20 protein-coding genes are annotated in these 23726 nt (G+C 64.9%); 10 read left to right on the plus strand and 10 right to left on the minus strand.

The features are described from left to right. Positions 1–24 precede the first annotated feature (24 nt). The 3 genes from ACQY4G_RS06200 to ACQY4G_RS06210 form a co-directional block, all read right to left on the minus strand. Complete coding sequence (locus tag ACQY4G_RS06200) at positions 25–1602, minus strand: DUF389 domain-containing protein (protein WP_421989514.1); 1578 nt, start codon at positions 1600–1602, stop codon at positions 25–27. Positions 1603–1680: 78 nt separating this feature from the next. Further along, a complete protein-coding gene (locus ACQY4G_RS06205; protein WP_421989515.1) occupies positions 1681–4017 on the minus strand; it encodes a DNA translocase FtsK 4TM domain-containing protein in 2337 nt (778 codons plus the stop codon). A 114-nt stretch (positions 4018–4131) separates the two neighbouring features. Then, positions 4132–4713, minus strand: coding sequence for a thiamine phosphate synthase (locus tag ACQY4G_RS06210; protein WP_421989517.1), 582 nt, complete (start codon positions 4711–4713; stop codon positions 4132–4134). Positions 4714–4729: 16 nt separating this feature from the next. Here ACQY4G_RS06210 and ACQY4G_RS06215 point away from each other — a divergent pair, with 16 nt between their 5' ends. Next, the gene (locus ACQY4G_RS06215) at positions 4730–5401 is read left to right on the plus strand and encodes a YggS family pyridoxal phosphate-dependent enzyme (RefSeq protein ID WP_421989519.1); all 672 of its coding nucleotides are present in this window, start codon (positions 4730–4732) and stop codon (positions 5399–5401) included. Between the two features lie 9 nt (positions 5402–5410). Here the strand turns inward: ACQY4G_RS06215 and ACQY4G_RS06220 are convergent, their stop codons facing one another. Together ACQY4G_RS06220 and ACQY4G_RS06225 are read right to left on the minus strand one after the other, a co-directional pair. Next, complete coding sequence (locus ACQY4G_RS06220) at positions 5411–8170, minus strand: [protein-PII] uridylyltransferase (RefSeq protein WP_421989521.1); 2760 nt, start codon at positions 8168–8170, stop codon at positions 5411–5413. Then, positions 8167–9861, minus strand: coding sequence for a class I adenylate-forming enzyme family protein (locus ACQY4G_RS06225; protein ID WP_421989523.1), 1695 nt, complete (start codon positions 9859–9861; stop codon positions 8167–8169). Before ACQY4G_RS06225 ends, ACQY4G_RS06220 begins: the two co-directional genes overlap by 4 nt. Before the next feature lie 165 nt (positions 9862–10026). Here ACQY4G_RS06225 and lgt point away from each other — a divergent pair, with 165 nt between their 5' ends. The 3 genes from lgt to ACQY4G_RS06240 are packed head-to-tail and all read left to right on the plus strand — an operon-like array spanning position 10027 to position 12391. Beyond that, positions 10027–10902, plus strand: a complete 876-nt coding sequence (lgt, locus tag ACQY4G_RS06230; RefSeq protein WP_291171297.1) for a prolipoprotein diacylglyceryl transferase — start codon at positions 10027–10029, stop codon at positions 10900–10902. Further along, positions 10899–11981 carry a class I SAM-dependent methyltransferase gene (locus ACQY4G_RS06235; RefSeq protein WP_421989525.1) on the plus strand — a complete coding sequence of 361 codons (1083 nt, stop codon included), beginning with the start codon at positions 10899–10901 and terminating at the stop codon, positions 11979–11981. Before lgt ends, ACQY4G_RS06235 begins: the two co-directional genes overlap by 4 nt. Next, positions 11978–12391 carry a DUF2147 domain-containing protein gene (locus tag ACQY4G_RS06240; RefSeq protein WP_421989527.1) on the plus strand — a complete coding sequence of 138 codons (414 nt, stop codon included), beginning with the start codon at positions 11978–11980 and terminating at the stop codon, positions 12389–12391. Before ACQY4G_RS06235 ends, ACQY4G_RS06240 begins: the two co-directional genes overlap by 4 nt. Before the next feature lies 1 nt (position 12392). On the opposite strand, the gene ACQY4G_RS06245 is transcribed toward ACQY4G_RS06240, so the two are convergent. The 4 genes from ACQY4G_RS06245 to ACQY4G_RS06260 all read right to left on the minus strand — a co-directional run bounded on the left by ACQY4G_RS06245 (position 12393) and on the right by ACQY4G_RS06260 (position 16742). Further along, positions 12393–13928 (minus strand): ABC transporter permease/substrate-binding protein, encoded by a 1536-nt coding sequence (locus ACQY4G_RS06245; RefSeq protein ID WP_421989529.1) that lies wholly within the window; start codon positions 13926–13928, stop codon positions 12393–12395. Continuing rightward, entirely contained in the window at positions 13925–14692 is a 768-nt protein-coding gene (locus ACQY4G_RS06250; RefSeq protein WP_421989531.1) for an ATP-binding cassette domain-containing protein, read from the minus strand. The genes ACQY4G_RS06245 and ACQY4G_RS06250 overlap by 4 nt, the downstream gene beginning before the upstream one ends. Beyond that, a complete protein-coding gene (locus ACQY4G_RS06255; protein WP_421989533.1) occupies positions 14689–15147 on the minus strand; it encodes a hypothetical protein in 459 nt (152 codons plus the stop codon). Before ACQY4G_RS06255 ends, ACQY4G_RS06250 begins: the two co-directional genes overlap by 4 nt. Positions 15148–15215: 68 nt before the next feature. Beyond that, positions 15216–16742, minus strand: a complete 1527-nt coding sequence (locus ACQY4G_RS06260; RefSeq protein WP_421989535.1) for a sensor histidine kinase — start codon at positions 16740–16742, stop codon at positions 15216–15218. Between the two features lie 167 nt (positions 16743–16909). On the opposite strand from ACQY4G_RS06260, the gene ACQY4G_RS06265 reads away from it, so the two are divergent. The 6 genes from ACQY4G_RS06265 to ACQY4G_RS06290 all read left to right on the plus strand — a co-directional run bounded on the left by ACQY4G_RS06265 (position 16910) and on the right by ACQY4G_RS06290 (position 22616). Then, positions 16910–18079: an isovaleryl-CoA dehydrogenase gene (locus tag ACQY4G_RS06265; protein ID WP_421989537.1), complete on the plus strand. Its 1170-nt coding sequence runs from the start codon at positions 16910–16912 to the stop codon at positions 18077–18079. Further along, positions 18076–18813: a DUF6058 family natural product biosynthesis protein gene (locus ACQY4G_RS06270; protein ID WP_421989539.1), complete on the plus strand. Its 738-nt coding sequence runs from the start codon at positions 18076–18078 to the stop codon at positions 18811–18813. Before ACQY4G_RS06265 ends, ACQY4G_RS06270 begins: the two co-directional genes overlap by 4 nt. Then, positions 18810–20417, plus strand: coding sequence for a carboxyl transferase domain-containing protein (locus ACQY4G_RS06275; RefSeq protein ID WP_421989541.1), 1608 nt, complete (start codon positions 18810–18812; stop codon positions 20415–20417). The genes ACQY4G_RS06270 and ACQY4G_RS06275 overlap by 4 nt, the downstream gene beginning before the upstream one ends. 74 nt (positions 20418–20491) lie before the next feature. Next, on the plus strand, positions 20492–21118 hold the full coding sequence (locus tag ACQY4G_RS06280; RefSeq protein WP_421989542.1) for a 1-acyl-sn-glycerol-3-phosphate acyltransferase: 627 nt from the start codon (positions 20492–20494) through the stop codon (positions 21116–21118). Continuing rightward, positions 21115–21918, plus strand: a complete 804-nt coding sequence (locus tag ACQY4G_RS06285) for a DUF1295 domain-containing protein (RefSeq protein ID WP_421989544.1) — start codon at positions 21115–21117, stop codon at positions 21916–21918. The genes ACQY4G_RS06280 and ACQY4G_RS06285 overlap by 4 nt, the downstream gene beginning before the upstream one ends. A gap of 71 nt (positions 21919–21989) precedes the next feature. Continuing rightward, positions 21990–22616, plus strand: coding sequence for a hypothetical protein (locus ACQY4G_RS06290; RefSeq protein ID WP_291171320.1), 627 nt, complete (start codon positions 21990–21992; stop codon positions 22614–22616). Here the strand turns inward: ACQY4G_RS06290 and ACQY4G_RS06295 are convergent, their stop codons facing one another. Next, positions 22617–23723: an AI-2E family transporter gene (locus tag ACQY4G_RS06295; protein ID WP_421989546.1), complete on the minus strand. Its 1107-nt coding sequence runs from the start codon at positions 23721–23723 to the stop codon at positions 22617–22619. Between the last annotated feature and the right edge of the window lie 3 nt (positions 23724–23726).

Consider the following 23726-nt stretch of genomic DNA (forward strand, 5'->3'; position numbering starts at 1 on the left):
CTGCGGCAAGCCTGCGCGGATGGTCTAGGGCGCGCTTGCGGTCGACCAGGCGGCGCTCACCGTGTCGCCTTGTCCCTCGGCACGCAGGTCGACGAATTCCGCATCTTCGCCGAGCCCTAGGCGTACGGCTTCCAGCGCGTCTTCGCTGCCGGTCAGCGTGATGCGCAGCCCGGTGCGCCGCGCGGCCCAGCCGACCAGCGCGAGGCGGATGGCATTTTCGGCATCCAGCCCTTCCTCGCCCAACGTCACATCGGGCAATTCGGCCAGCGGCGGACGCAATTCGACCGTCCAGCCGGGTACGGTGCGTTCGAGCCGGCGCTCTAGCTCGCGATAGCCCGACAGTGTGAGCCCTTCGAGCGGCTGCGCCGCAGCCTGCGCACGCTTGTTTTCGCGGTCGAGCAGGACGTCGCCTCGTTCGACTCCGGCAATCAGCGCCAGGCTGCGTGCGAGCGTGGCGATTTGCCGTTCGCTGGCCTCGGCCGCTTCGCGCGCGCGGGCCTGCGCCAGCGCGGCCTGTTCGGCGGCCCCCGGATCGGTGCCGACCTGGAACTGGTCGATGTTGACCACCACCGCGCGGCCTAGCCGCTCGATCAGGCGCCGTGCGACCTCGGAGTCGGCATTGGGGTTGAATTCGGGGGTAAAGACGCTGGCCGACACGGTCACCGGCTCGGAGTCCCAATTGACGACCGGCTGCTCGACGCGCGCGCGATCGGTGAAGGCCTCGGCGACCTCCTGGTTGATGATCCGCTGGCCGTTGGCTTCCCAAGCGATCGTCCGCAGCGAAAAGCCCAGCGGCACCGCCATGGCGATGAACACCGCAAGGATGACGACCGATTCGACCTTGCCCTGGCGATTGGTCACGCCCGATTCGAACCCGTAGAGCCGCGCCATGATTGCCGCGGTCAGGCCGATGGTAACGAGGTTGGTGATGAACAGGCCCAGCGCCCCGGCGAAGACCGTCCAGTTGAAGGTGGCGAGACCGAAGCCGACTACGGCAATCGGCGGCATCAAGGCGGTGGCGATGGCCACGCCGACGATCGTGCCCTCGCGTCCGCGGATTACCGCATAGGAGCCTGCCAGTGCCGAGAACAACGCCACCAGCAGGTCGAACAGATTGGGCCGCGTGCGTGCGGCGATTTCCTCGGTCACCGTCTGGAGCGGAGAGAAGAAGACGATCAGCGCGCAGAAAAGGATGGCGAAGAGCGAGCCGGCAGCCAGCGCCTTGCCGCAACGCCGCAGCCAGTCGGCATCGCCGGTCGCCAGCGAAAAGCCCGTTCCGATGATCGGACTCATCAGTGGCGACAGCAGCATGGCGCCGATCACCACGGCGGGTGAGGAGAGCAGCAGGCCGAGGATGGCGATCCCGGCGCTCATCGCGGTCATGAAGATATAGCGACTGGTCAGCAGCGATTCGCCACGCACCCGCTCGATCGTGGCGACGTGGTCGAGGTCGGCGATGACCCCGTCGCGCCACCACATGCGGATTTCCGCGAGCGCGCGCAGGAGAGTCCAGCGGCTGATCGGGCGCCGCTTGGATTGCTCGCTCCCCCCCGAAGCACCCGATGGGGCGGGAGTAGCGGAAGTCTCGGTCGCGGTAGGCATTGCTGCGCGATTTAGCCGCAAGTCGAAAGGAAGTCGCGTCAAATCTGCGCGATACCTCGGCCGGTCGGCGCTGGCGGCCTAGATCGGATTGCCGTCCTGGTCGCGGAAGATTTCGCGGCGACCGACATGGTTGGCGGGGCCGACCAGACCTTCGGCCTCCATCCGCTCGATCCACTTGGCGGCGGTGTTGTAGCCGACGCCCATCTGGCGCTGCAGCCAGCTGCCGCTCGCCTTCTGGTTCTCGATCACGATCTGGCACGCCTGGCGGTATTTGCGCTCGTCGGGATTGTCGCTGGCGGTGAATTCGTCCTCGAAATTGAACCCACCGTCCTCGGGCTCTTCGGTGACCGCGTCGACATAGTCGGGCTTGCCCTGCGCGCGCCAGTGATCGGCGACGCGCTCGACTTCCTCGTCCGACACGAACGGGCCGTGCACGCGGATCATCGCGCCGGTGTTGGGCTTGTAGAGCATGTCGCCCTTGCCAAGCAGTTGTTCGGCGCCCTGTTCGCCCAGGATCGTGCGGCTGTCGATGCGGCTGGTCACCTTGAAGCTGATCCGCGTGGGCAGATTGGCCTTGATCACGCCGGTGATGACGTCGACCGAGGGGCGCTGCGTCGCCATGATCAGGTGGATACCTGCCGCGCGCGATTTCTGCGAAAGGCGCTGGATAAGGACCTCGATCTCCTTGCCCACGGTGACCATCAAATCGGCCAGCTCGTCGACGATCAGCACGATCAGCGGCAGCGGTTCGTAATCGAGCTGCTCTTCTTCGTAGAGCTCCTCGCCGGTTTCGGGATCGAAGCCGGTCTGCACGCGGCGGCCGAGCGGCTTGCCCTTTTCGATCGCCTTTTTCACCTTCTCGTTGAATCCCGCGATGTTGCGTGAGTTCACGCTACTCATCATGCGATAGCGCTTCTCCATCTCCTCGACCGCCCATTTGAGCGCGCGCACCGACTTGTGCGGTTCGGTCACCACGGGGCTGAGCAGGTGCGGAATATCGTCGTAGCTCTTGAGTTCGAGCACTTTGGGATCGATCAGGATCAGGCGGCACTCGTCGGGAGTAAAGCGGTAGAGCAGCGACAGCAGGATGGCATTGAGCCCGACCGATTTACCGCTCCCGGTAGTGCCCGCGACGAGCAGGTGCGGCATGGCGGCGAGGTCGGCGACGATCGGTTCGCCCGCGATATCCTTGCCAAGGATCATCGGCAGGCTGCCCTTGTGGTCGACGAAGGCGGCCGAATTGGCGAGCTGCTTGTAGCTCACCATCTGGCGGTCGGCATTGGGAAGTTCGATCCCGATCACCGTCCGGCCGGGAATGGGTGAGACGCGCGCGGAGATCGCGGACATGTTGCGCGCGATATCCTCGGCCAGGCCGACCACGCGGCTGGCCTTGATGCCGGGCGCGGGTTCGAGCTCGTACATGGTCACCACCGGGCCGGCGCGAACGGCGGTGATCTCGCCCTTGACGTTGAAATCGTCGAGCACGTTTTCGAGCAGGCGCGCATTGCGTTCGAGCGCCATCTTGTCGAGCTTGGGCGCCGCGCTTTCCGGTGCATCGTCGAGCAAATCGTGGCTCGGCAGCTGGAAGCTGGCGAACATGTCGCGCTGCTTGGCCTTGGCGGGTTTGGGCTGCGCGGGAGTCGGCGCGGGATCGGCGATCTCGGGCGCGCGGCGCGGCTCGCGTACTGGAACCGCGTCGGTATCGTCCTCATCCTCGACCCGTTGTTTGGCGCGCTTCTGCTTTTTCGGGGCGAGCGGCAGGTCGAGGTCCGGCAGTTGCGCCCTGCGCCTGACGAAATCCGGAAGAGTGAGGAACTGTGCCCAGTCGATCGCGAAGACGCGCGTGACCAGTGCAATTCCTCCGCCGAGCGCCACCAGAGCGAGCGCCAGCACGATCCAGCCTGCGAATTCGCCGCCGAACCGGTCCGCCACCGCCTCGATGGAAAGACCGCCCAGCTGGCCGAACAATCCGCCAAGGCCGGCAGGCAGGCTGCCGGTCGCCGGGTCGAACATGAGTGCGAGCACTGTGCCGAGCAGCACGATTGCGGCGAGCAGCATGGCGAAGGGACCCCACCAGCGGCCGGGCGTTTCCTCCTCGTCCTCGCGCTCGACCCCGGTCCACAATCGACGCGCGGAGATGTAGAGAAGCGGCAGCAGCAGAACCGCGGGCAGCCCGAGGAAATTGAGCGCTCGCTCGCTCGCCCAGGCGCCGCTGGCGCCCATCCAGTTGCGAATGTCGTCGCCGCTGGCGGCGGTCGATGGGCTGGGATCGGTCTGCGTGTAGCTCGCCAGCGAGAGCGTCAGGAAGATAAGCAGCGCGAACAGCAGCCCCGCGCCTGCCATATGCGTGGCGCGGCGGAAGGAGCGGCGGAATGCCGCGCGCCAATCGGGTGCTGCGCCTGCGCGCGAAGCCATCTGTGTTCCCCTGATCCGTCGAGAGCGTGCAGTATGAATCCTCGGGGACTCCGAGGTCAAGCGGCGTCTGTTTCGGTTCGCCTCAAGCGCCGGCGTTCGCATCCGCTCACTTGGCTATCCTCGCTCCTTGCAGTCGCTGCGGGCGGGCGGTCGCCCTTGCCTCCCTTCGGTCGGAGATGAACCGAGTCCGTCGATCGCGCCCCAGCGGGGCCAGTCGAGTTCGCGTGCCCGTTTGTGCGTCATGCCGCCCAGTGCGATTACGGGCACTCGCGACTGCCGCGCGAGCGCGTGAAAGCGTTCAACGCCGAGCGTCGCGGCACCGGGATGCGATGCTGTCGGGAACACCGGCGAGAGAAAAATCGCATCAGGGTTGGCCTCGAGCGCTGTGTGCATTTCGTCGCCGTCATGTGCGGTGGCGAGACGCAGGCCCGGGCCAAGGCGCTCCGGCGGGCCGTAATGTCCGTCCGCGCCCCAGTCCTCGACACCCGACAGGATGACGGTGTGGCCAAGGCTGTGCGCCGTGGTTGCCAGTTCGTCGAACCGCGCGCGCCGTGCCTCGGGATCGAGATGGTAGTGGCGAAACACGAAGCCCGACCTTTCCGGCAATGCGCGCAGGGCCGTCTCCAGCCGCGCGTCGTTGCGCGCATCGCTGAGCAGCCACAGCAGGGGGAGGGACTGGTTTCGAGCCACATACACGCTATAGCGCGGCGCGATGGAAAAGGCAGACACTCCGCTTCAGCAGGTGCGGGCGAACATCGCCAAGGCCTGCACGATCGCCCGCCGCGAGCCCGATGATGTCACGCTGATCGCAGTCAGCAAAACGCATCCGGCGGAGAGAATCGAACCGCTGCTGCGCCAAGGCCAACGTCATTTCGGCGAGAATCGCGTGCAGGAAGCGCAGGGGAAATGGCCCGCGCTGCGCGAAGCCTATCCCGATGTGCACTTGCACCTGATCGGCCAGCTCCAGTCGAACAAGGCCGAGGATGCGGTAGCACTGTTCGACACGATCCACTCGCTCGACCGCCCGAGCCTGGTCAAGGCGCTGGGCAAGGCGATGGACAAGCTGGACAAGCGCATACCGTGTTTCGTTCAGGTCGACGTGGGGGAGGAGGAACAGAAGGGTGGCTGCGCGGTGGCAGATCTGCCCAAGCTGCTCGACCGGGCGCGCGATGCGGACATCCCGGTGGCGGGGCTGATGTGCCTGCCACCCTTCGAGATCGAGCCCGCCCCCTTCTTTGCCCTTCTCGACAAGCTGGCCTGCGACCACGGACTGGAAGGCCGCAGCATGGGCATGAGCGGCGATTACGAAACCGCTGTCAAGCTCGGCGCGACGCATGTGCGCGTGGGCACGGCGTTGTTCGGAGAACGTAGCGAACCGGGCTGAGCCGGCCGCTTACGCGTTCTCGAGCCGGTCCTGCATCGCGTCGCTGGCGGCTTCCATCAACCGCGCCTCGATACGGTTCATGCGCTCGCCCGGCTCGAGCTTTCCGCCGGTGAGGTCGGTCACGTAGAAAGTGTCGGCCGCGCGCTCGCCGTAATTGGTGACATGCGCGGAATGCACTACCAGTCGGCTTTCGAACAGCGCGCGCGCAAGCCGATTGAGCAATGCGGGGCGATCGCGCGCATTCACCTCGATCACGGTGAACTTGTTGGAGGCCTTGTTGTCGAACAGCACGCGCGGAGCGACATCGAAGGCGCGCGCCCGGCTGTGCGCCAGCGGGCGTTGGGCTAGACGGGGCGCGAGGTCGACGGTATTCGAAAGCGCGTCGGCGATGCTCTTCTCGAGCCGTGCGAGCTGGCCCGCTTCGGCAAAGGGCTCGCCATGCGGGTCCTGGACGAGGAAATTGTCGAGCGCCCAGCCAGTGCGCGTCGTGTGGATCCGCGCGTCGATGATGTTGCCGCCGGCAAGATGGATTCCCCCAGCGATGCGGTAGAACAGGCCGGGGTGGTCCGCGGCGATCACCGTCACCAGTGTCGCGCCGCGTGCCTCGTAATATTCGCAGTGGATCGACAGCTCGTGTTCCTGCTGGCGCGCGGCCGCGTAATGCACGAGATTGAGCGCGATGATGTCGCTCGGCTCGGCGATCCAATAGGCGTCGCCCATGGTCTTTGCGAGATCTTCGACCAGCGCAGCCTCGTCGCCGAGGATCTCGACCACCTCTGCCTGCTTATGCGCGATCTTCTGGCCGCGCCCGTGGCGCATATGGCCGAGCCGCAGCCGTTCGCTGGAAACGTCATAAAGTTCGCCCAGAAGCTGGCCCTTCCAGCTGTTCCACGTGCCCGGTCCGACCGCGCGGATATCGACCGCGGTCAGGATCGCGAGATGACGCAGGCGTTCCTGACTCTGCACCTGCGCGACGAAATCCTCGATCGTCTTTGGATCGGTCAGGTCGCGCTTTTGCGCCGTATGGCTCATCAGCAAATGGTTGAGCACCAGCCAGGCGACCATCTCGGTCTCGCTTTCGGTCAGGCCGAAGCGCGGGCACAGTTCCTCCGCGACCTCGGCGCCCAGCACCGAATGATCGCCCCCGCGCCCCTTGGCGATGTCGTGCAGCAGCACAGCGACATAGGCGACGCGGCGCGAATTGACCTTGTGGATCAGCCGCGTGGCACGCGGGTGGTCGTCCGCCAGTTTGCCCTTCTCGATCTTGTTGAGCAATCCGATCGCGCGGATGGTGTGCTCGTCCACCGTATAGTGGTGGTACATGTCGAACTGCATCTGCGCGTTGACCTTGCCGAAATCGGGAACAAATTTCCCGAACACACCCGCCTCGTTCATCCAGCGCAACACCATTTCGGGATCGTTGCGGCCGCACAGCAGGTCGAGGAACAGCGCATTGGCGCGTTCGTCCTCGCGGATCGAATGGTCGATCAGCCCGCAGTCCCGGTTCGCCTGGCGCATGGTTTCGGGATGAATTTCAAGCCCTTCGGCCTCGGCCAGCTGGAAAATTTCGATCAGCCGAACCGGGTTCCGCTTGAACCAGTCGTCGGATGGGGCGCCGATCTTGCCGGCATGCACGCGATATCCCTTGAGTTGCCGTGCCTTGGCTTTCCACCCGGCAAAGAAACCGCGGCGCGCCGTCCTGGCCTCGAACTGCTCGTCGATATGCGCGAGGAACACCCCGGTAAGCGAGCCGACGCGCTTGGCCTGCAGGAAATAGAACTGCATGAAGCGCTCGACCGCACTCTTGCCGGGGCGCTCGGCGAAATTCATCCGTTCGGCGATACGCCGCTGGAGGTCGAAGGTCAGCCGATCCTCGGCCCGGCCGGTGAGGACATGCATGTGGCTGCGCACCGCGAGGAGGAAGTTCTCCGCGCGCCGGAAGCTGCGATATTCGGCCCGCGTGAACAGGCCGACATCGACCAGTTCGGATGCCGTACGCACCCGGTGAATAAACTTGCCGATCCAGTAGAGCGTATGGAGGTCGCGCAGGCCGCCTTTGCCGTCCTTGACATTGGGTTCGACTACATAGCGGCTATCGCCCATGCGAACGTGCCGCGCATTGCGTTCGGCCAGCTTTTCGGTGACGAACGCACGCTCGTTGCCGCGCACCACTTCCATGGTGAATCGCCGCGATCCCTCGTCGAAAAGCTCCTGGTCCCCCCAGACGTAGCGCCCTTCGAGCAGCGAAGTGCGGATCGTGAGGTCGCTCTTGGACAGGCGCATCGCCTCGTCGAGCGTGCGCGTGGAATGGCCGACCTTTAGCCCGAGGTCCCACAGCATATAGAGCATCGCCTCGACCACCTGCTCGCACCAGGCGGTTTTCTTTCCCCCGACAAGGAAAGCGATGTCGACATCCGAATGCGGCGACATTTCCGCGCGGCCGTATCCGCCCACCGCCATGACCGCGAGCCGCTCTGCCTGCGAGCGGTTGGCGGCGGGATAGAGATGGGTGGTCGCATGATCGTGGATCACGCGGATCAACTGGTCGATGAGGAAGGCAAAGCCGCCCGCATTCTCGTGTCCGGCCGAAGGCCTTTCTTCCAGCCTGCGTTCAAGCTCGGCGCGCCCTGAGTCGAGCGCGGCCTTGAGCAATTTCACCACATGCGGACGTGCCTTATCGCCATGCTCCCCGACCAGCGCTTCGATCGCGGAGGCAAGCTTGCGCCTGTCGATGATCGCGCGCTGTCGGGGGACTCGGATTGCGCTCAAGCGGCCTGGTGCTCCTTGGCGTAATTGGCCTTGACCGTGCGCTTGTCGACCTTTTGCGTTCCGAGGCGCGGCAGCTGCTCTTCGCTCTGCCACATCAGCGAAGGAACTTTGAACGCAGCGATATGTTCGCGCAGAAAGTCCTGCAGTTCCTCGGCCGACAGGCTTTCGCCCGGGTGCAGATAGTAGACCGCCGCGGGAATCTCGCCGAAGCGTTCGTCGGGCAGGCCGAAGACCGAGCATTCGGCCACCTTCGGATGCGCATAGATGGCCTCTTCCACTTCTATGCAGGAGATGTTCTCACCGCCGCGGATGATGATGTCCTTCTTGCGATCGACGATGAAGAGGTAATTGTCCTCGTCGAGATAGCCGAGATCGCCGGTCCGGAAATACGCATCGTCGGAATAGGCGGCCTTGGTGGCCTCCTCGTTCTTCCAGTAGCCGAGGAAGTTGCACACCGAGCGGATCGACACTTCGCCGATCTTGCCGGTTTCTAGAGGCTCTCCGTCATCGTCGAGGATCGCCATGTCGACCAGCGGCAACGAGGGCATGCCGGTGCTGCTTGGCTTGGCGAGGTAGTTCTCGTTGAGATTGCCCGCGCCCACTCCGTTGGTTTCGGTGAGGCCATATCCGAGGACGGGATAACCGTCCTGAAAGGCATCCTTGATCTTCTTCACATGCTCGATCGGGCGCGCGGCCCCGCCGCCGGCAAAGGTCTTGCACTGGGAGAGATCGTATTTCTCGCGCTCGGGATGGACCGCGATTTCATAGCTCATCAGCGGCACGCCGACGAAATAGGTGATCTGTTCCTTCTCGAGCAGGCGCAGGGCTTCGGTCGCGTCCCATTTGGGCATCAGCACCAGCTTGCGCCCCATGGCGAAGCTTTGCAGGAACAGCGGGACCTCGCCGGTAACGTGGAACAGCGGCACCGCCACCAGCGCGCTGGGCTGCACGGTCGGCGCTTCGCCGCGCTCGGTCAGCAACTGCAGGATCATCGCGGTCTGGCAGACATAGTTCATCGTGCCCGAAACCACGCCGAGATGGTCCGAATAGGCGCCCTTGGGATGGCCGGTCGAACCCGATGTATAGAGAATGGTCGCCAGGTCGTCCGGCCCGATCTGCCCGAGCATCTGCATCGCCGTATCGCCGGCAGCCCAGACAGGGGCGAGGCCTTCGGACGGCGTGCCATGGTCGAACACGACCAGCTTGGCCGGATGCTCGATACCTTCGAGTCGGGCGGCCCGCTGCGGATCGGCCAGCACCAGCTTGCATTCGCACAGCTCGATTCCGTAAGCGAGCTCTTCGCCCGTCCACCAGCCGTTGAGCAGCGTCGCGCAGCCGCCGGCCATGAGGATGCCCATGTAGGCGACGATCCAGTTGGTCGAATTGCGTGCGGCAAGCCCGACCCGGTCGCCCTTCTCGATGCCGTGTTCGGTGGCGAGGCCATGCGCCACATGGGTGGCCGCGTGCCAGATCTCGCCGAAAGTCAGGCGCATATCGCCGTCGACGATGAAGACCTCGTCCTTCTTCTCGTTACAGAAATACGCAAAGTAGTGCACCACGCTGGGCGGGGCGTTCTTGAATGCGGGCATGGTTACGCCGCGGCGGGTGACTTCGGTCAGCTCGAACATCTGGCCGGGTGCGGTCACGGCCTTGGTGATCCGGTCGATGTCCTTGTCGAGTTGTGTCGGCATGGGTTGTTTCGTGTCCTCTCCAATACGGCGCACGGCCCCGTGTTCGAGGCTCGCGCATGAATTGCGGCTCGACGCAGGCTTTCCCCAAAACCCCTGCTATGCCAAAAGCCGCCCCCGATGGGTCGCCGGTCGCGGCCTTGGACACACCTCTAAGGGGATTACGACTTGCTGTCACTACTGGCTGCATCGGGCGCCGCGGAGCCGATCTACTGGGAGAATCTGGGGCTGCGCCCCTATCTGTTCGAGATCGGCGGATTCCAGTTGCGGTTCTATTCGCTCGCCTACCTGCTCGGCATATTGTTCGGCTATTGGCATCTGTCGAAGATGATCAAATCGCCTGGCGCGCCGATGGCGCAGCGCCATGCCGACGATCTGTTCTTCTACTGCACGCTTGGCGTGATCCTCGGCGGGCGTCTGGGCTATGCGGCCTTCTACAAGCCCGAACTGCTCGCCAGCACCGATCTGTTCAAGCTGTGGGAAGGCGGGATGAGCTTCCATGGCGGCGTGATCGGCGTGCTCGTCGCGATCAGCTGGGTCGCCTGGCGCGGCGGGCTGAACTGGCTGCGAATCTGCGATTACATCGCGGTCAACGTGCCGCTGGCCTATATGCTCGGTCGACTGGCAAATTTCGTCAATGGCGAGCTCTACGGCCGTCCTGTGGAAAGCGATTTTCCGCTTGCCATGGTCTTTCCGACCGATCCCGACCAGCTGGCCCGCCATCCCAGCCAGCTCTATCAGGCCGGCTTCGAGGGGCTGCTTCTCGGCGTGGTGCTGATGGCGCTGTTCTGGTCGACCCGCGCGCGCTACCGCGCCGGGCTGCTGGTCGGCGTGTTCACCATCGGCATGGGGCTGGGCCGCTTCCTGATGGAATTCTTTCGCGAGCCCGATGCGCACCTTGCCTATGTCGTGGTCGAAACCGGCCTCTCGCGCGGCCAGTGGCTCAGCCTTCCGATGATCGCCATCGGCCTGGTGGTTATCGCCTATGCGCTGATGAAACCACCGGTGGGCGGCGCGGCGAAAGTCAAACCGCAAACCACATGAGCGATGGCGGGCATACCGACCTTGCGGCGACGTTTCGCCGTCTGATCGCGCAGCACGGACCGATGCCGGTGTCGCGCTACATGGGCGAGAGCAACGCGTGTTACTACAGCTCGCGCGATCCGCTCGGCGCAGCCGGCGATTTCACCACCGCGCCCGAAGTCAGCCAGATGTTCGGCGAGATGGCCGGGCTGTGGCTGGCGGATATCTGGACACGGGCGGGCCGACCCGCGGAGGCGATCTATGTCGAGCTCGGCCCGGGACGCGGGACGCTGGCGAGGGACGCCTTGCGCGCGATGGCGAGCCAGGGGTTGCGGCCGGATGTGCACCTTGTCGAGGGCTCGGAGGCCTTGCGCAAAGTGCAGAGTGGGGCGCTCGGCGGTGCGCAATTCCACGATACGCTCGATACGCTGCCCGAAGACCGGCCGATCCTGCTGCTGGCCAATGAATTCCTCGACGCGCTGCCGATCCGCCAGCTGGCGATGACCGAAAAGGGCTGGCGCGAACGGATGGTGGGCCTCGAACAAGGCGAGCTTGCCTTTGTCGCGGGTCCGAACCCGATGGAGGACGCCGTGCCAGAGGGGCAGCGCGCTGCGCAGCCGGGCACGGTAATCGAGACCTGCCCGGCGGCGGCCGCGCTGGTCGAGGCGCTGGCGCGGCGGCTCGACGTGCAGGGCGGGGCGGCGCTGTTGATCGATTACGGGCATTTGGCACCGCGCACCGGCTCGACGCTGCAGGCGGTGCGCGCGCATGAGAAAGTCGATGTCTTTGCCGCGCCGGGCGAGATGGACCTCACCGCGCATGTAGATTTCGCCACGCTCGATACGATTGCGCGCCGCGAAGGCGTGGCGAGCATGTTGACCACGCAGGGTGCGTGGCTCACCTCGATGGGCGTCGGATTGCGTGCGCAGGCGCTGGCCAAGGCTTCACCCTCCCGCGCCGGGGAGATCAAGGTGGCGCACGACCGTCTCGTTCAGCCCGAGGCAATGGGCGAGCCGTTCAAATGCATGGCATTGACCGCGCGCGACTGGCCGCGCGGGGCCGGCTTTCCCGAAGGCCAGCGGAGGAAATCCGAGACATGAAACGCCTGCTCGCCCTTGCCGCCCTGTCGCTCGCCGCCACCCCGCTTGCTGCCGCCGATCCGATCGAGGGGCGCTGGATCACGGCCGAGAAAGACGCGATTATCCAGATCGGCGATTGCGGGCGCAGCACCTGCGGGCGGATTGCGAAGTTCCTCGTGCCCCCGCCGCAGGGGGTGGACCAGCGCGACGTGAATAACAAAGACAGGGCGAAGCGCGGCCGCAAGCTCCTGGGCATGCCGATCCTGACCGGCTTTACCGAGGAAGCGGAATTGTGGCGCGGGACGATCTACGACCCCAAGAGCGGCAAGACCTACCGCTCGGTCATCCGTCGAAAGGGAGCGGATCGGCTCGAGGTAAAGGGTTGTATCGGGCCGTTCTGCCAGACGCAGGTGTGGAATCGGGCGCGCTAGGTCACAGGCCGACGCGCTGAGCCAGCCTGCGCGCGGCCTCGTCGAACGACAGCTGGTCTTCCTCGCGGTCGACCGAAAGATTGGCCGCGCGCATCGCCTCGACATCGATCGCGCCGACCAGCGGCGACAGCGCGGCGACGATCCCGTCGTCCGCTCCCGTCTCCGGGCTGAGCAGGACGATGGCGTCGTAATTCGGAAAGGCGCCCTCTGGGTCGTCGAGGAATACCAAATCGTCGGCCGCGATCCGCCCGTCCGAAGTATAGGCGCCGATCACGTCGGCCTCCCCCGATTGCAGCGCGTTGTACATGAATGTGGGCGAGAAATTGCGCCGCTCGGCAAACCGCAGCCCATAGGTGTCGCGTACTCCGAACCAATCGGGCCGCTCGAAGAATTCCGGATCGCCGCCGATGGTCATGCTGGGAGCGCGCGCGGCGAGATCGCCGATGCTCTCGAAGCCGCCTGCCTCGGCTTTCGCTCGTGGCATGGCGAGGCCATAGGCATTCTCGAATCCCAGCCGGCCCAGGACATGCGTACCGCTGGTGCGCGTTTCCCACTCGATAATCTCGGCAAGCATGGCATCGCGGTCGGGATTGTCGCGCCGCTCCATCTGATTGGTCCAGATCGTGCCGGTGTAATCGACCAGCACGTCGATCGCTCCGGTCGAGACCGCGCGATGCGCTACTGCCGAACCGAGTCCGTCGCGATAGTCCACCGAATAGCCTGCCGCCTCGAGCCGCTGTCCGATCAGACGGGCGAGGATATACTGTTCCGAGAAACTCTTGGCGCCGATCACGATGCGATCATCGTCGCTGGCCCCGAACTGCACGGTGAGCGCGGTCAGGACGCCGAGCACGACCGCGCCCAGCCCGCCGACAGCCAACAGGCGTCGGCGCGTGGCGAGTCCTTTTTCGATCATGCCGAGCAGTGCATCGGCCACCAGCGCCAGCCCGGCGCTGGCAATGCATCCGGCAAGCACCAGCACCCAATTCTGAGTCTGCAGCCCGGCAAATATCGGATCGCCGAGGCTTGGCTGGCCGATGGTGGTCGACAGCGTCGCCGCGCCGATGGTCCAGACTGCGGCGGTGCGGATGCCGGCCATGATATAGGGCGCGGACAGCGGGGCTTCGACCAGCCGCAGGCGCTGCCAGAAACTCATTCCCACTCCATCGGCGGCCTCGATCACGCCCGGGTCGAGATTGGCCTGCGCGGTCACCGCGTTGCGCAGGATCGGCAGCAGGGCATAGAGCGAGAGCGCCAGCAGCGAAGGCAGGAAGCCGAGCGTGGGCAATCCCTCGCCGAAGACCGCGCGCAGGCTCAGCAGGATCGGGAAAAACAGCGCCAGCAGCGCGAGCGCGGGAATCGTCTGGACGAGACTGGCGAAACCGAGCGTCGCCCGCGCGACGGCGGGCGAGCGGCTCGCCCAGATCGTCAGGGGCAGCGCCACCGCGATGCCCAGCGCAATGGCGGAAGCGGACAGCAGGACATGTGCGGCCAGCTTGTCGCCGAGGCCTAGAAGCGCAATCCCGATATCGTTCACCGTGCCAGCTCCGCCAGCCGGTCGGCCTGCGCGCGCGGGACGGCGACGAGACCCTGCGCGATCTCGCCGCCCGCACCGTCCAGCAGGGCATGCGGCGTCTCGTCGGCGACGACGCGGCCTGCATGCATCACCAGCACCCGGTCGGCCAGCAGCAGGGCTTCGGCCATGTCATGCGTCACCATCACGGTGGTCAGGCCCAGCTCCTCATGCAGCGCGCGCACCCGTTCGCCGAGCGCATCGCGCGTAATCGGATCGAGCGCACCGAAGGGCTCGTCCATCAGCAGCAGGTGCGGCTCGTTGGCCAGAGCGCGCGCAACCCCGACGCGCTGGCGCTGCCCGCCGGACAATTCGTCGGGCATTCGCGCAGCGAGGGTCGAGTCGAGATCGACCAGTTCGAGCAGTTCGGCAATCCGCCCTTCCGCCAGCTTCTCGCCGACCAGCCGCGGGCCGATGGCAATGTTCTCGTCCACTCGCATGTGCGGAAACAGGCCGATCGACTGGAACACATAGCCGATCCGGCGGCGCAGTGCGGCGAGCGGCAGGCTTTCGACGTTTTCGCCTTCGAACCGCACGGTACCGGTCGTCGGGTCGACGAGCCGGTTGACCGTCTTCAGCAGTGTCGACTTGCCCGAGCCGGAAGCGCCGACCAGCGCAACGAATTCGCGCTGCGCGATCGCCAGCGAAACTCCGTCGACCGCCGCAGTCGTCTCGTAGGTTTTCCGCAAGTCGCAAAATTCGAGCAGCGGTGCGGGCGCATCTGTCACGCCCCCGAATCGTCCTCGGCGGGTTCCCCTTCGGCGGGCAGCTCGTAATCCACCCGCTCGAGTTCGATGGTCAGCCCGCCGTCGCTTTCGGCCCGCATGGTGTCACCGGACATCCGGCCGGGCTCCCAGCAGCGCTCGATGGCATTTTCGTCATCGGGCGTGAAACACAGCAGTTTGGGACGCGCGCCTTCATCATAGGTCCAGCTGCCGGTCTGCCAGGGATCGCCATTGCGCAAATCGCGATAGGTACCGTCGGGATCGAGATAGGTGGTGTAGCGCGCACCGTCCTCCGCCACGGCGCGCCAGGCTGTGGCGGAGAAGATTTCCGGCGCAGGTTCGCCCGTCGGAGTGAGCGCGGTCTCCGGCGTGGCAGCGGACTCGTCACCGCTCTGGCCGGCGGGAGCGCAGGCGGCGAGGACAAGGCTGGCCAGTGCAGCATCTATGATACGTCTCATCGTGACGTTCCCTGTTTCACGCCCCGGGGAAAGCACAGCCGGGCGGGGGTGGCAAGTCGAGCGCGCGATCAGCTTTCGACCGCGGAGCGCGGGAAGACGATCCTGACCTCGAGCCCTTCCTCGGAGAAGGTCCGCTCGAATGTTCCGCCCAACTGACCCTCGACCGCCATGCGCAGCAGGCGCGAGCCGAAGCCTTCGCGCTCGCTTTCGTCGGGAATGCCGCAGCTGCGTGCGCTCTCTTCCCAGTTGACGCACACATCGTCGCCGCCCGCGCAATCGTCTTCCACGGTGACCGTGACATGGCCCTCGGCGCAGGAGAGCGCGCCATATTTTGCCGAATTGGTCGCCAGCTCGTGAAAAATGAGCGCCAGCGGCGTCGCAGCGCGGGCGCCGATCTTGATCCCCGGGCCGCTTACGCTGAAACGTTCCTGCTCTGCCGTGCCATAGGGAGCCAGCAGGTCGGCGAGCAGCCCCGACAGGGTGCCACCTCCTTTCCCGTGACCGGGCCGAACATAGTCATGCGCCGCGCCCAAAGCGCGGATGGTCTGGTTCAGTTCGGCGGCAAAATCGGCGACTTCCGGCTTGCCGCGAGAGCGGATCGCGACGAGGCCGGAGACGACGGCGAAGATGTTCTTGATGCGGTGCGACAACTCGTTCGCCAGCAGGTCGCGCGATTCGGACAGCCGGTGCTGGCGGTCGACGTCGATCACCGTGCCGAACCAGCGATTGGCATCCTTGCCCATCGGGATGCGGACCGCGCGCGAGAGCATCCAGCGATAGTCGCCATCGGAGAGCTTCAAGCGCCATTCGTACTCGTAGGGCCGGCCGCTTTCCAGCGAGGCCTCGAACGCCGCCAGCGCCTTGTCCCAGTCGTCCGGGTGGATCGCAGCGCGCCAGTCCTCGACCGTTGTGGGTTTCGGGAGACCGGTCAGGTCTTCCCATTGCGCATTGATCTGGTCGAACTTACCCGAGGCGTCGGCCGACCAGGCGATCCCCGGCACGCTGTCGATCATGCGCTGGAGATAGTCGTCGCGCACTGCCACCGCTTCCTGCGCGGTTTCGCCCAGCCGCCGCTGCGAAATGCGCCGCATGACCGCCCTGGCCAGGACGCCTAGGCTCTCCTGCTGGAAGCCGGTTAGCCCGGCGCTGCGCGGCACCGTGTCGATCACGCATAGCGCGCCGAGCGGTGCGCCCTCGGCCGAAATCAGCGGGTGGCCGGCATAGAAGCGAATGTAGGGCGGCCCGGTGACCAGGGCGTTGTCGGCGAAACGCTCGTCTTCGCGGGCATCGCATACTTCCATCGCTTCGCTGCCGAGCATCGCATGCGCGCAGAAGCTGGTCGAACGCGGCGTTTCGCGCGCATCGATCCCGGTGCGGGTCAGGAACAGCTGCCGGCCCTCCTCGACCATGGTGACCAGCGCCATCGGCGCGGCGCAAATCTTGGCGACGAGTTCGACGAGTTCCTGCAGCTCGGGATCGTCGACCAGCGCATCTACGCCATGCGCGGCAAGGATCGCGAGACGCTTGTCCTCGTCGCAATGCGCATCCGAGGGTGCCTTGCCCCCGGGCCACAGGATGGAACCCTTCCGATACATGCCGATGTCCATTCGCCTAGGACCATGCGCCCACGGCGTAAAGCACTTAGCGCCGCCGGCGCATGCCGGCCGCCAATTGGGGCCGCCTATTGGGTTTGCCCCGTGCCGCTTGCTCGGCTATCGGCCCGCTCCGCATACGAATTTTCGCGGAGCCCCAAGGAGAGAGCATGCGCGCGACCCCCGATTTCGATTTCCAGCTCGGCGAAAGCGCCGAGATGATTCGCGAGAGCGTCGGCCGTTTCGCCGACGAACAGATCGCTCCACTGGCCGAAAAAGTCGACCGCGAGGACTGGTTCCCCAAGGAAGAGCTGTGGCCCGCCATGGGCGAGCTGGGCCTGCACGGCATCACTGTGAGCGAGGAGGATGGCGGCCTCGGTCTCGGCTATCTCGAACATGTCATCGCGGTGGAGGAAGTCAGCCGCGCCAGCGCATCGGTCGGCCTCAGCTATGGCGCGCATTCCAACCTGTGCGTCAATCAGATCGCGCGCTGGGGCAATGCCGAGCAGAAGGCGAAATACCTGCCCAAGCTCATCTCCGGCGAACATGTCGGCAGCCTCGCGATGAGCGAGGCGAGCGCCGGGTCGGACGTCGTCTCGATGAAGATGAAAGCCGAAAAGGTGCAGGGCGGCTACCTGCTCAACGGCACCAAGTTCTGGATCACCAACGCGCCCCATGCCGATACGCTGGTTGTCTATGGCAAGACCACGCCCGATGCGGGCAGCCGCGGGATCACCACCTTCCTGATCGAGAAGGACTTCGACGGTTTCTCGATCGGCCAGAAGATCGAGAAGGTCGGCATGCGCGGCAGCCCCACCGCCGAGCTGGTGTTCGACGATTGCTTCGTGCCCGAAGAGAACATCATGGGCCCCGAAAACGGCGGCGTGGGCGTGCTGATGAGCGGGCTCGATTACGAGCGCGTGGTGCTCGCCGGGCTCCAGCTCGGCGTGATGCAGGCGTGCCTCGACACGGTCATCCCCTACCTTCGCGAGCGCAAGCAGTTCGGCAAGCCGCTGGGCAGCTTCCAGCTGATGCAGGCGAAGGTCGCCGACATGTATGTCGCGCTGCAATCGGCGCGCGCCTATACCTACGCGGTGGCCAAGAGCTGCGATGCGGACAAAACCACGCGGTTCGATGCCGCGGGTGCCATCCTGCTGGCGAGCGAGAATGCCTTCCGGGTTGCGGCGGAGAGCGTCCAGGCACTGGGCGGCGCGGGCTACACCACTGACTGGCCGGTCGAGCGCTACATGCGCGATGCCAAGCTGCTCGACATCGGCGCGGGCACCAACGAGATTCGTCGGATGCTGATCGGCCGCGAGTTGATCGGGGCGGCGGGGTGAGCGACCTCACCTCGTGCTACGTAGAGCGTTGGTTCGTCACCAAGGAAGCCCTCGCCAATCAGTGCGGGCTGTCTGAACAGGCGTTGGACGAACTGCTCAACGCGAAAGCGGCGCCGGGAGTGGTATATAGCCGCAACGTTAGCGGTGAGTGGTGGTCTGCCCTTGCCGGTTACACTGGGAAATCCCCTTCAGCGCCAGCTGCTGGGGGAGAAGATCGCTATGCTCCGGCGGCCGCGTATTGGCTCCGCCGAGCTGTGCTGATCATGCGCGACGGGAGCAGCGCTGAAGAAGCTGCCGCCCAGAACCGTAAGGATTTCGCCGCCCAGTTTGTCGATGCTCTGGAATCAGAGCCGCTGGCTCTTACGAATTATCCGGACGCTTTCGAAAATGGTGTCGTGAAGATCGCTATGGCGACATCAATCGCCAACCAGGAGTGGGATGCGTGGACGTCTGGTGCCTATGCTGTTTGCCTAAGGTCGTTCACCGGACAGAGCTGTGTTGCGAAGGAATCGTTGGCGCGTTTCTTGCGGGTCAATGCACAAGCAGGCGGCATGTCTCATCCTCCGATCGAAGTTCTCGACCAGATCGAACGGCTTTCTATCTGGTTGATGCCCTTCGCCCCTTTTGAACGCGAACAAGGCACTCCCGGTCTGGCGATCGACATGAATCTCGAACATTTGAAGCTCGGGCGAGAAAATCCCTATGGCTTTGCACAGCCGGAGAAAGTTGCATGACCGCACCCGTTCTCACATCGCAACTTGACCGCGAAGCGCCGGATGCGAAGGCGCGCTTCGAGCATAACAAGTCGCTTGCGGCTGACTTGCGCTCCACCGTCGCTGCGGCCGCGCTTGGCGGGTCCGAAGGCAGCCGCGAGCGGCATGTCTCGCGCGGCAAGCTGCTCCCGCGTGAGCGGGTGGAACGGTTGCTCGATCCGGGCAGCCCGTTTCTCGAGATCGGCCAGCTCGCCGCCAATGGCATGTATAAAGACGCGATCAACGGTGCGGGGATGATCGCCGGGATCGGGCGCGTGTCGGGCCGGCAGGTCATGATCGTGTGCAACGATGCCACCGTGAAGGGCGGCACCTACTACCCCATGACGGTCAAGAAGCACCTGCGCGCGCAGGAGATCGCGCAGGAGAACCGGCTCCCGTGCATCTACCTCGTCGACAGCGGCGGGGCGAATCTGCCGCACCAGGCGGAAGTCTTCCCCGACCGCGACCATTTCGGGCGTATCTTCTTCAACCAGGCCAATATGTCGGCACTGGGCATCCCGCAGATCGCCTGTGTGATGGGGAGCTGCACCGCGGGCGGCGCCTATGTTCCCGCCATGTCCGACGAGACCGTGATCGTGCGCAACCAGGGCACGATTTTTCTCGCCGGACCGCCGCTGGTGAAGGCCGCGACGGGTGAGGAAATCAGCGCAGAGGACCTAGGTGGCGGCGACCTTCATGCCAAGAAATCGGGCGTGGTCGACCATCTCGCCGAGAATGACGAGCACGCGCTCACCATCGTGCGCGATATCGTCAGCCAGTTGGGTGCGAATACCGGCGCGGCGAAGGACGTTGCGCTCAAGGACCCGCGCCCGCCCAAGTTCGATGCCGACGATCTCTACGCCATCGTCCCCGAGGACGTGCGTGCACCCTACGATGTGAAGGAGATCATCGCGCGGTTGGTCGACGGCAGCGAGTTTCACGAGTTCAAGCAACACTATGGCAGCACGCTCATCTGCGGTTTCGCGCATATCTGGGGCATGCCGGTGGCGATCCTCGCCAATAATGGCGTGCTGTTCTCCGAAAGCGCGCGCAAGGGAGCGCATTTCATCGAACTTGCCTGCCAGCGGCGCATTCCGCTGCTGTTCCTGCAGAATATCTCGGGCTTCATGGTCGGCGGGAAGTACGAGGCCGAGGGGATCGCCAAGCACGGCGCGAAGCTCGTTACCGCGGTCGCAACCGCGACCGTGCCCAAGATCACCGTGGTAATCGGCGGCAGCTTCGGTGCTGGCAATTACGGCATGGCGGGCCGCGCCTATTCGCCGCGTTTCCTCTTCACCTGGCCCAATGCGCGGATTAGCGTGATGGGCGGCGAGCAGGCGGCGAGCGTGCTGGCGACAGTCCACCGCGATGCGGACAGCTGGAGCGAGGAGGAGGCCGAGGCATTCAAGGCTCCGATCCGCCAGAAATACGAAGACGAGGGCAATCCCTATTACGCCACCGCGCGCCTGTGGGACGATGGGGTGATCGATCCGGTGCAGACCCGTGATGTGCTCGGCCTTGCCTTCGCCGCGACGCTCGAGGCGCCGATCCCCGAGAAACCCCAGTTCGGCGTCTTCCGGATGTAATCGGCGGCAAACCGCTGCATCCCTATCGCTTTCCCCGACGTAGCTGCTAGGTCTGGCTTCCAGGGGAGAGAGAATTGTCGTCCAACGGGCCGCGCCGCAAGCGTTCGATCCTGTCGCGCATCGTGCGACGGATCATCATGGCGATCTATCGTTTGAGGGGCTGGAAGCTCGACGGGCACCTGCCCGACATCCCCAAGTTCGTCATCGCGGGCGCGCCGCATACGTCGAACTGGGATTTCGTTTTCTTCATCGGCGCGACCGCCGCGGAAGGCGTGGAACCCAATTTCATGGGCAAGCACACGCTGTTCCAGGGTGTGATGCGCAACTTCATGTTCGATATGGGCGGCATACCCATCGACCGGACGCGGCGCGCCAACATGGTGGACCAGATCGCTGACGAGTTCGAACGGCGCGATCATCTCGCCCTGGTTGTCGCCGCAGAGGGCACGCGCAACTCCAGCGGGGAATGGAAATCGGGATTCTACAATATTGCGCGTGCCGCCTGCGTGCCGATCGTGCCCGCATGGGTGTGCAACGAGCGACGGCTACTCGGCTTCGGCCCGGCAATCGTGCCGACCGGGAACTATGGCGAAACGCTTCTTGAAATCGCCCGCTTCATGCGCTCCAAACTGCCCGAATACGGGCGCTTCAGGGTTCTGGAACAACAGGCCCTGCGCCTGATCGAGGAGGATGCGAAATGATCGTCGAAGCGCTGCTCGCCAATGCGGTGATCCTGCTGGGCATGGCGCTCGTGCTGTGGGTGATCGCTGTACAGATCGACGATGTCAGCTTCGTCGATGCCTATTGGGGCGGGGGCATGGCGCTGATGGCACTGGTCAGCTGGCTGCGGCTTTACGAGCCAGGCCCGCTGGCGACGCTGCTGATGGCGATGGCAGTGATCTGGGGCGCGCGGCTCGCCATCTACCTCTTCATCCGCTGGCGGCGCGAGGGCGAGGACAAGCGCTACAAACGCATCCTCAAGAAGGACCGGGAAAAGGGGCGCTTCGCGATCGCCGCACTGACCAAGGTCTTCCTCGGCCAGTCGGTGTTGCTGTTCATGGTCTCCAGCCCCGCGCAATATGGCATTCTCGAAGCAGGATCGCTGACGCCGATCAGCGGCCTGGCGTTGCTCGGCTTCGCGATCTGGGCCATCGGCATTTTCTTCGAATGGGTGGGCGACTGGCAGCTTGCGCGCTTCAAGGCCGATCCGGCCAACGAGGGCGAGGTCATGGACAAGGGGCTGTGGCGCTACACCCGCCATCCTAACTATTTCGGCGATGCCTGCGTGTGGTGGGGCATCTGGATCGCTGCCGCCTCGGCCGGCTGGTGGGTCGCCGCAACGACCGTGATCGGGCCGATCTTCCTGACTTTCACGCTAACCAAATGGTCGGGAGCGCCGCTGCTCGAAGGGGGAATGAAGAGATCGCGCCCCGGTTATGCGGAGTACAAGGCTCGCACCTCGGCCTTCTTCCCGCTCCCGCCCAAGAAATCCGTCGGCTAAGCCCGTAAGGGGTTTAACCGGCGCGCATCCGTCCCTAATTTGCCGGAAGGCCAATTGGGGAGCGCGCCAGCGTGAGCGAGAAGGACATCGACGAATTGCGCAGTCGCTTCGCGCGCGAGGCGATGGCTCTGATGGAGCGCACGGGCGAAGAAGTCACCCGCACCCGGCTAGCTGCCGAGCTCAAGATCGCGCGCGCACGGGTCGAGGTGGTTTTTCCTGAAGACGGCGATCTGTTCGAGGCAATTACCGCCGAATGGTTCGCGCCCAAGCTCGCCGTCATGGACGAGGTGATGGCCTCCGACCTGCCGCCACGCCGCAAAATGTACGAGTTCTTCGCCCGCCGTTTTCGGTTGCTGCGCAAGAATTTCCGCGACGATCCGGCGACCTTCAACCTCTATGTCGAAATGGGCGAGCGCTATTTCGAATATGCGCGCAGCTATATCGACCTCGGCGATCATTATCTGTGCGAGCTTATCGCCGAGGCACAGGCAGAAGGTTTCCTCGAAGGCCTCGAGGTCGACACCGCCTTGTCGCTGATCAACCAGATGGTGATCTGCTATTTGCAGCCCTACCTGATCGCCATGCTCGACGAACGGCTGAGCGAGGAGAAGCTGGCGCTGATCGTATCGGCCATTTTCGACGGGCTCGACGCCAAGGATGGCGGTGCGCGCGGTACGAAGGATATCCGCGCGGCTTAGTCAGGCTCCGGTCTCGCGCTCGGGTCCCTCGGCTACGCTCGCGCCGTCGGGCCCGCGTTGCTCGGCAAAGATTCCCCAGGCCGCGAGGAACAGCCCGCAGACCAGCGGGCCGACGACGATACCCGACAAGCCCATCGTGGCGATCCCGCCAAGCGTGGTGACGAGGACCAGCCAGTCGGGAATGCCCGTATCGCGACCGACGAGGATCGGGCGCAGGACATTGTCCGCCATGCCGATCAGGGCGATACCCGAGACGATGACCACCACGCCTTCCCAGATCGCACCCGTCGCCAACAGATAGATCGCCGCCGGGACCCACACGATCGCCGGTCCGAGTGCGGGTAATAGCGAAGCGATCGCCATGATCACGCCAAGCAGCAGGACCGAAGGAATGCCCACGATCCAGAAGGTCAGCGCACCCAGCGCCCCCTGTACCAGCCCGACCACGACCGAGCCCTTGATCGTTGCACGTACGATCGTGAGGAAACGTTCGGCGAGGCGGTCGGCCACAGGGCGCTCCATCGGCAGCGCCGCGAGGATCGCATCGCCGACCGCGCGCCCGTCGCGCAGGAGGAAAAAGCTGACATAGAGACCAACGGCGAAGGCCAGCACGAAGCCGAATACGCTGCCGCCGATGGCGATGGCCTGGGTTGCGATGAGTCCCAGACTGGCTTGGACGAAGGCGGTTGCGCGCTCCTGCACCGCGACGAAATCGCCAAAGCCGGCGCTGGCGAGCGAGGTCTGGATATTGGCGGGAAGCGCGGCGAAAACGCGTTCGAAGTAGATCGAAACGTCGATATCGCCGTCGCGAAAAGCCAGAAAAAGTCCCGCGGCCTCGTCGACCACGGCGCTGCCGATCCAAAATGCGGGTAGGACGACCGCAAACAGGATCACCACCATGCTGGCGAGCGCGGACTGGCTTTCCTTTTCCGGGCGCTTCTCGTGAAACCAGCGATAGAGCGGCTGGAACAGGATCGCGCCCAGCGCCGCCCAGAGAAGCGGGCGCGCGAAGGGCAGTACCACAGCCAGCAAGGCCACCGAGACGAGGCCGAGGAAGAGCAGAAACCCGCCCTGCTCGACCCCCTTGGTTGCCTGCCCCCCGCTCACTCG

The organism is Qipengyuania sp., from assembly GCF_965277845.1.
GTDB lineage: Bacteria > Pseudomonadota > Alphaproteobacteria > Sphingomonadales > Sphingomonadaceae > Qipengyuania.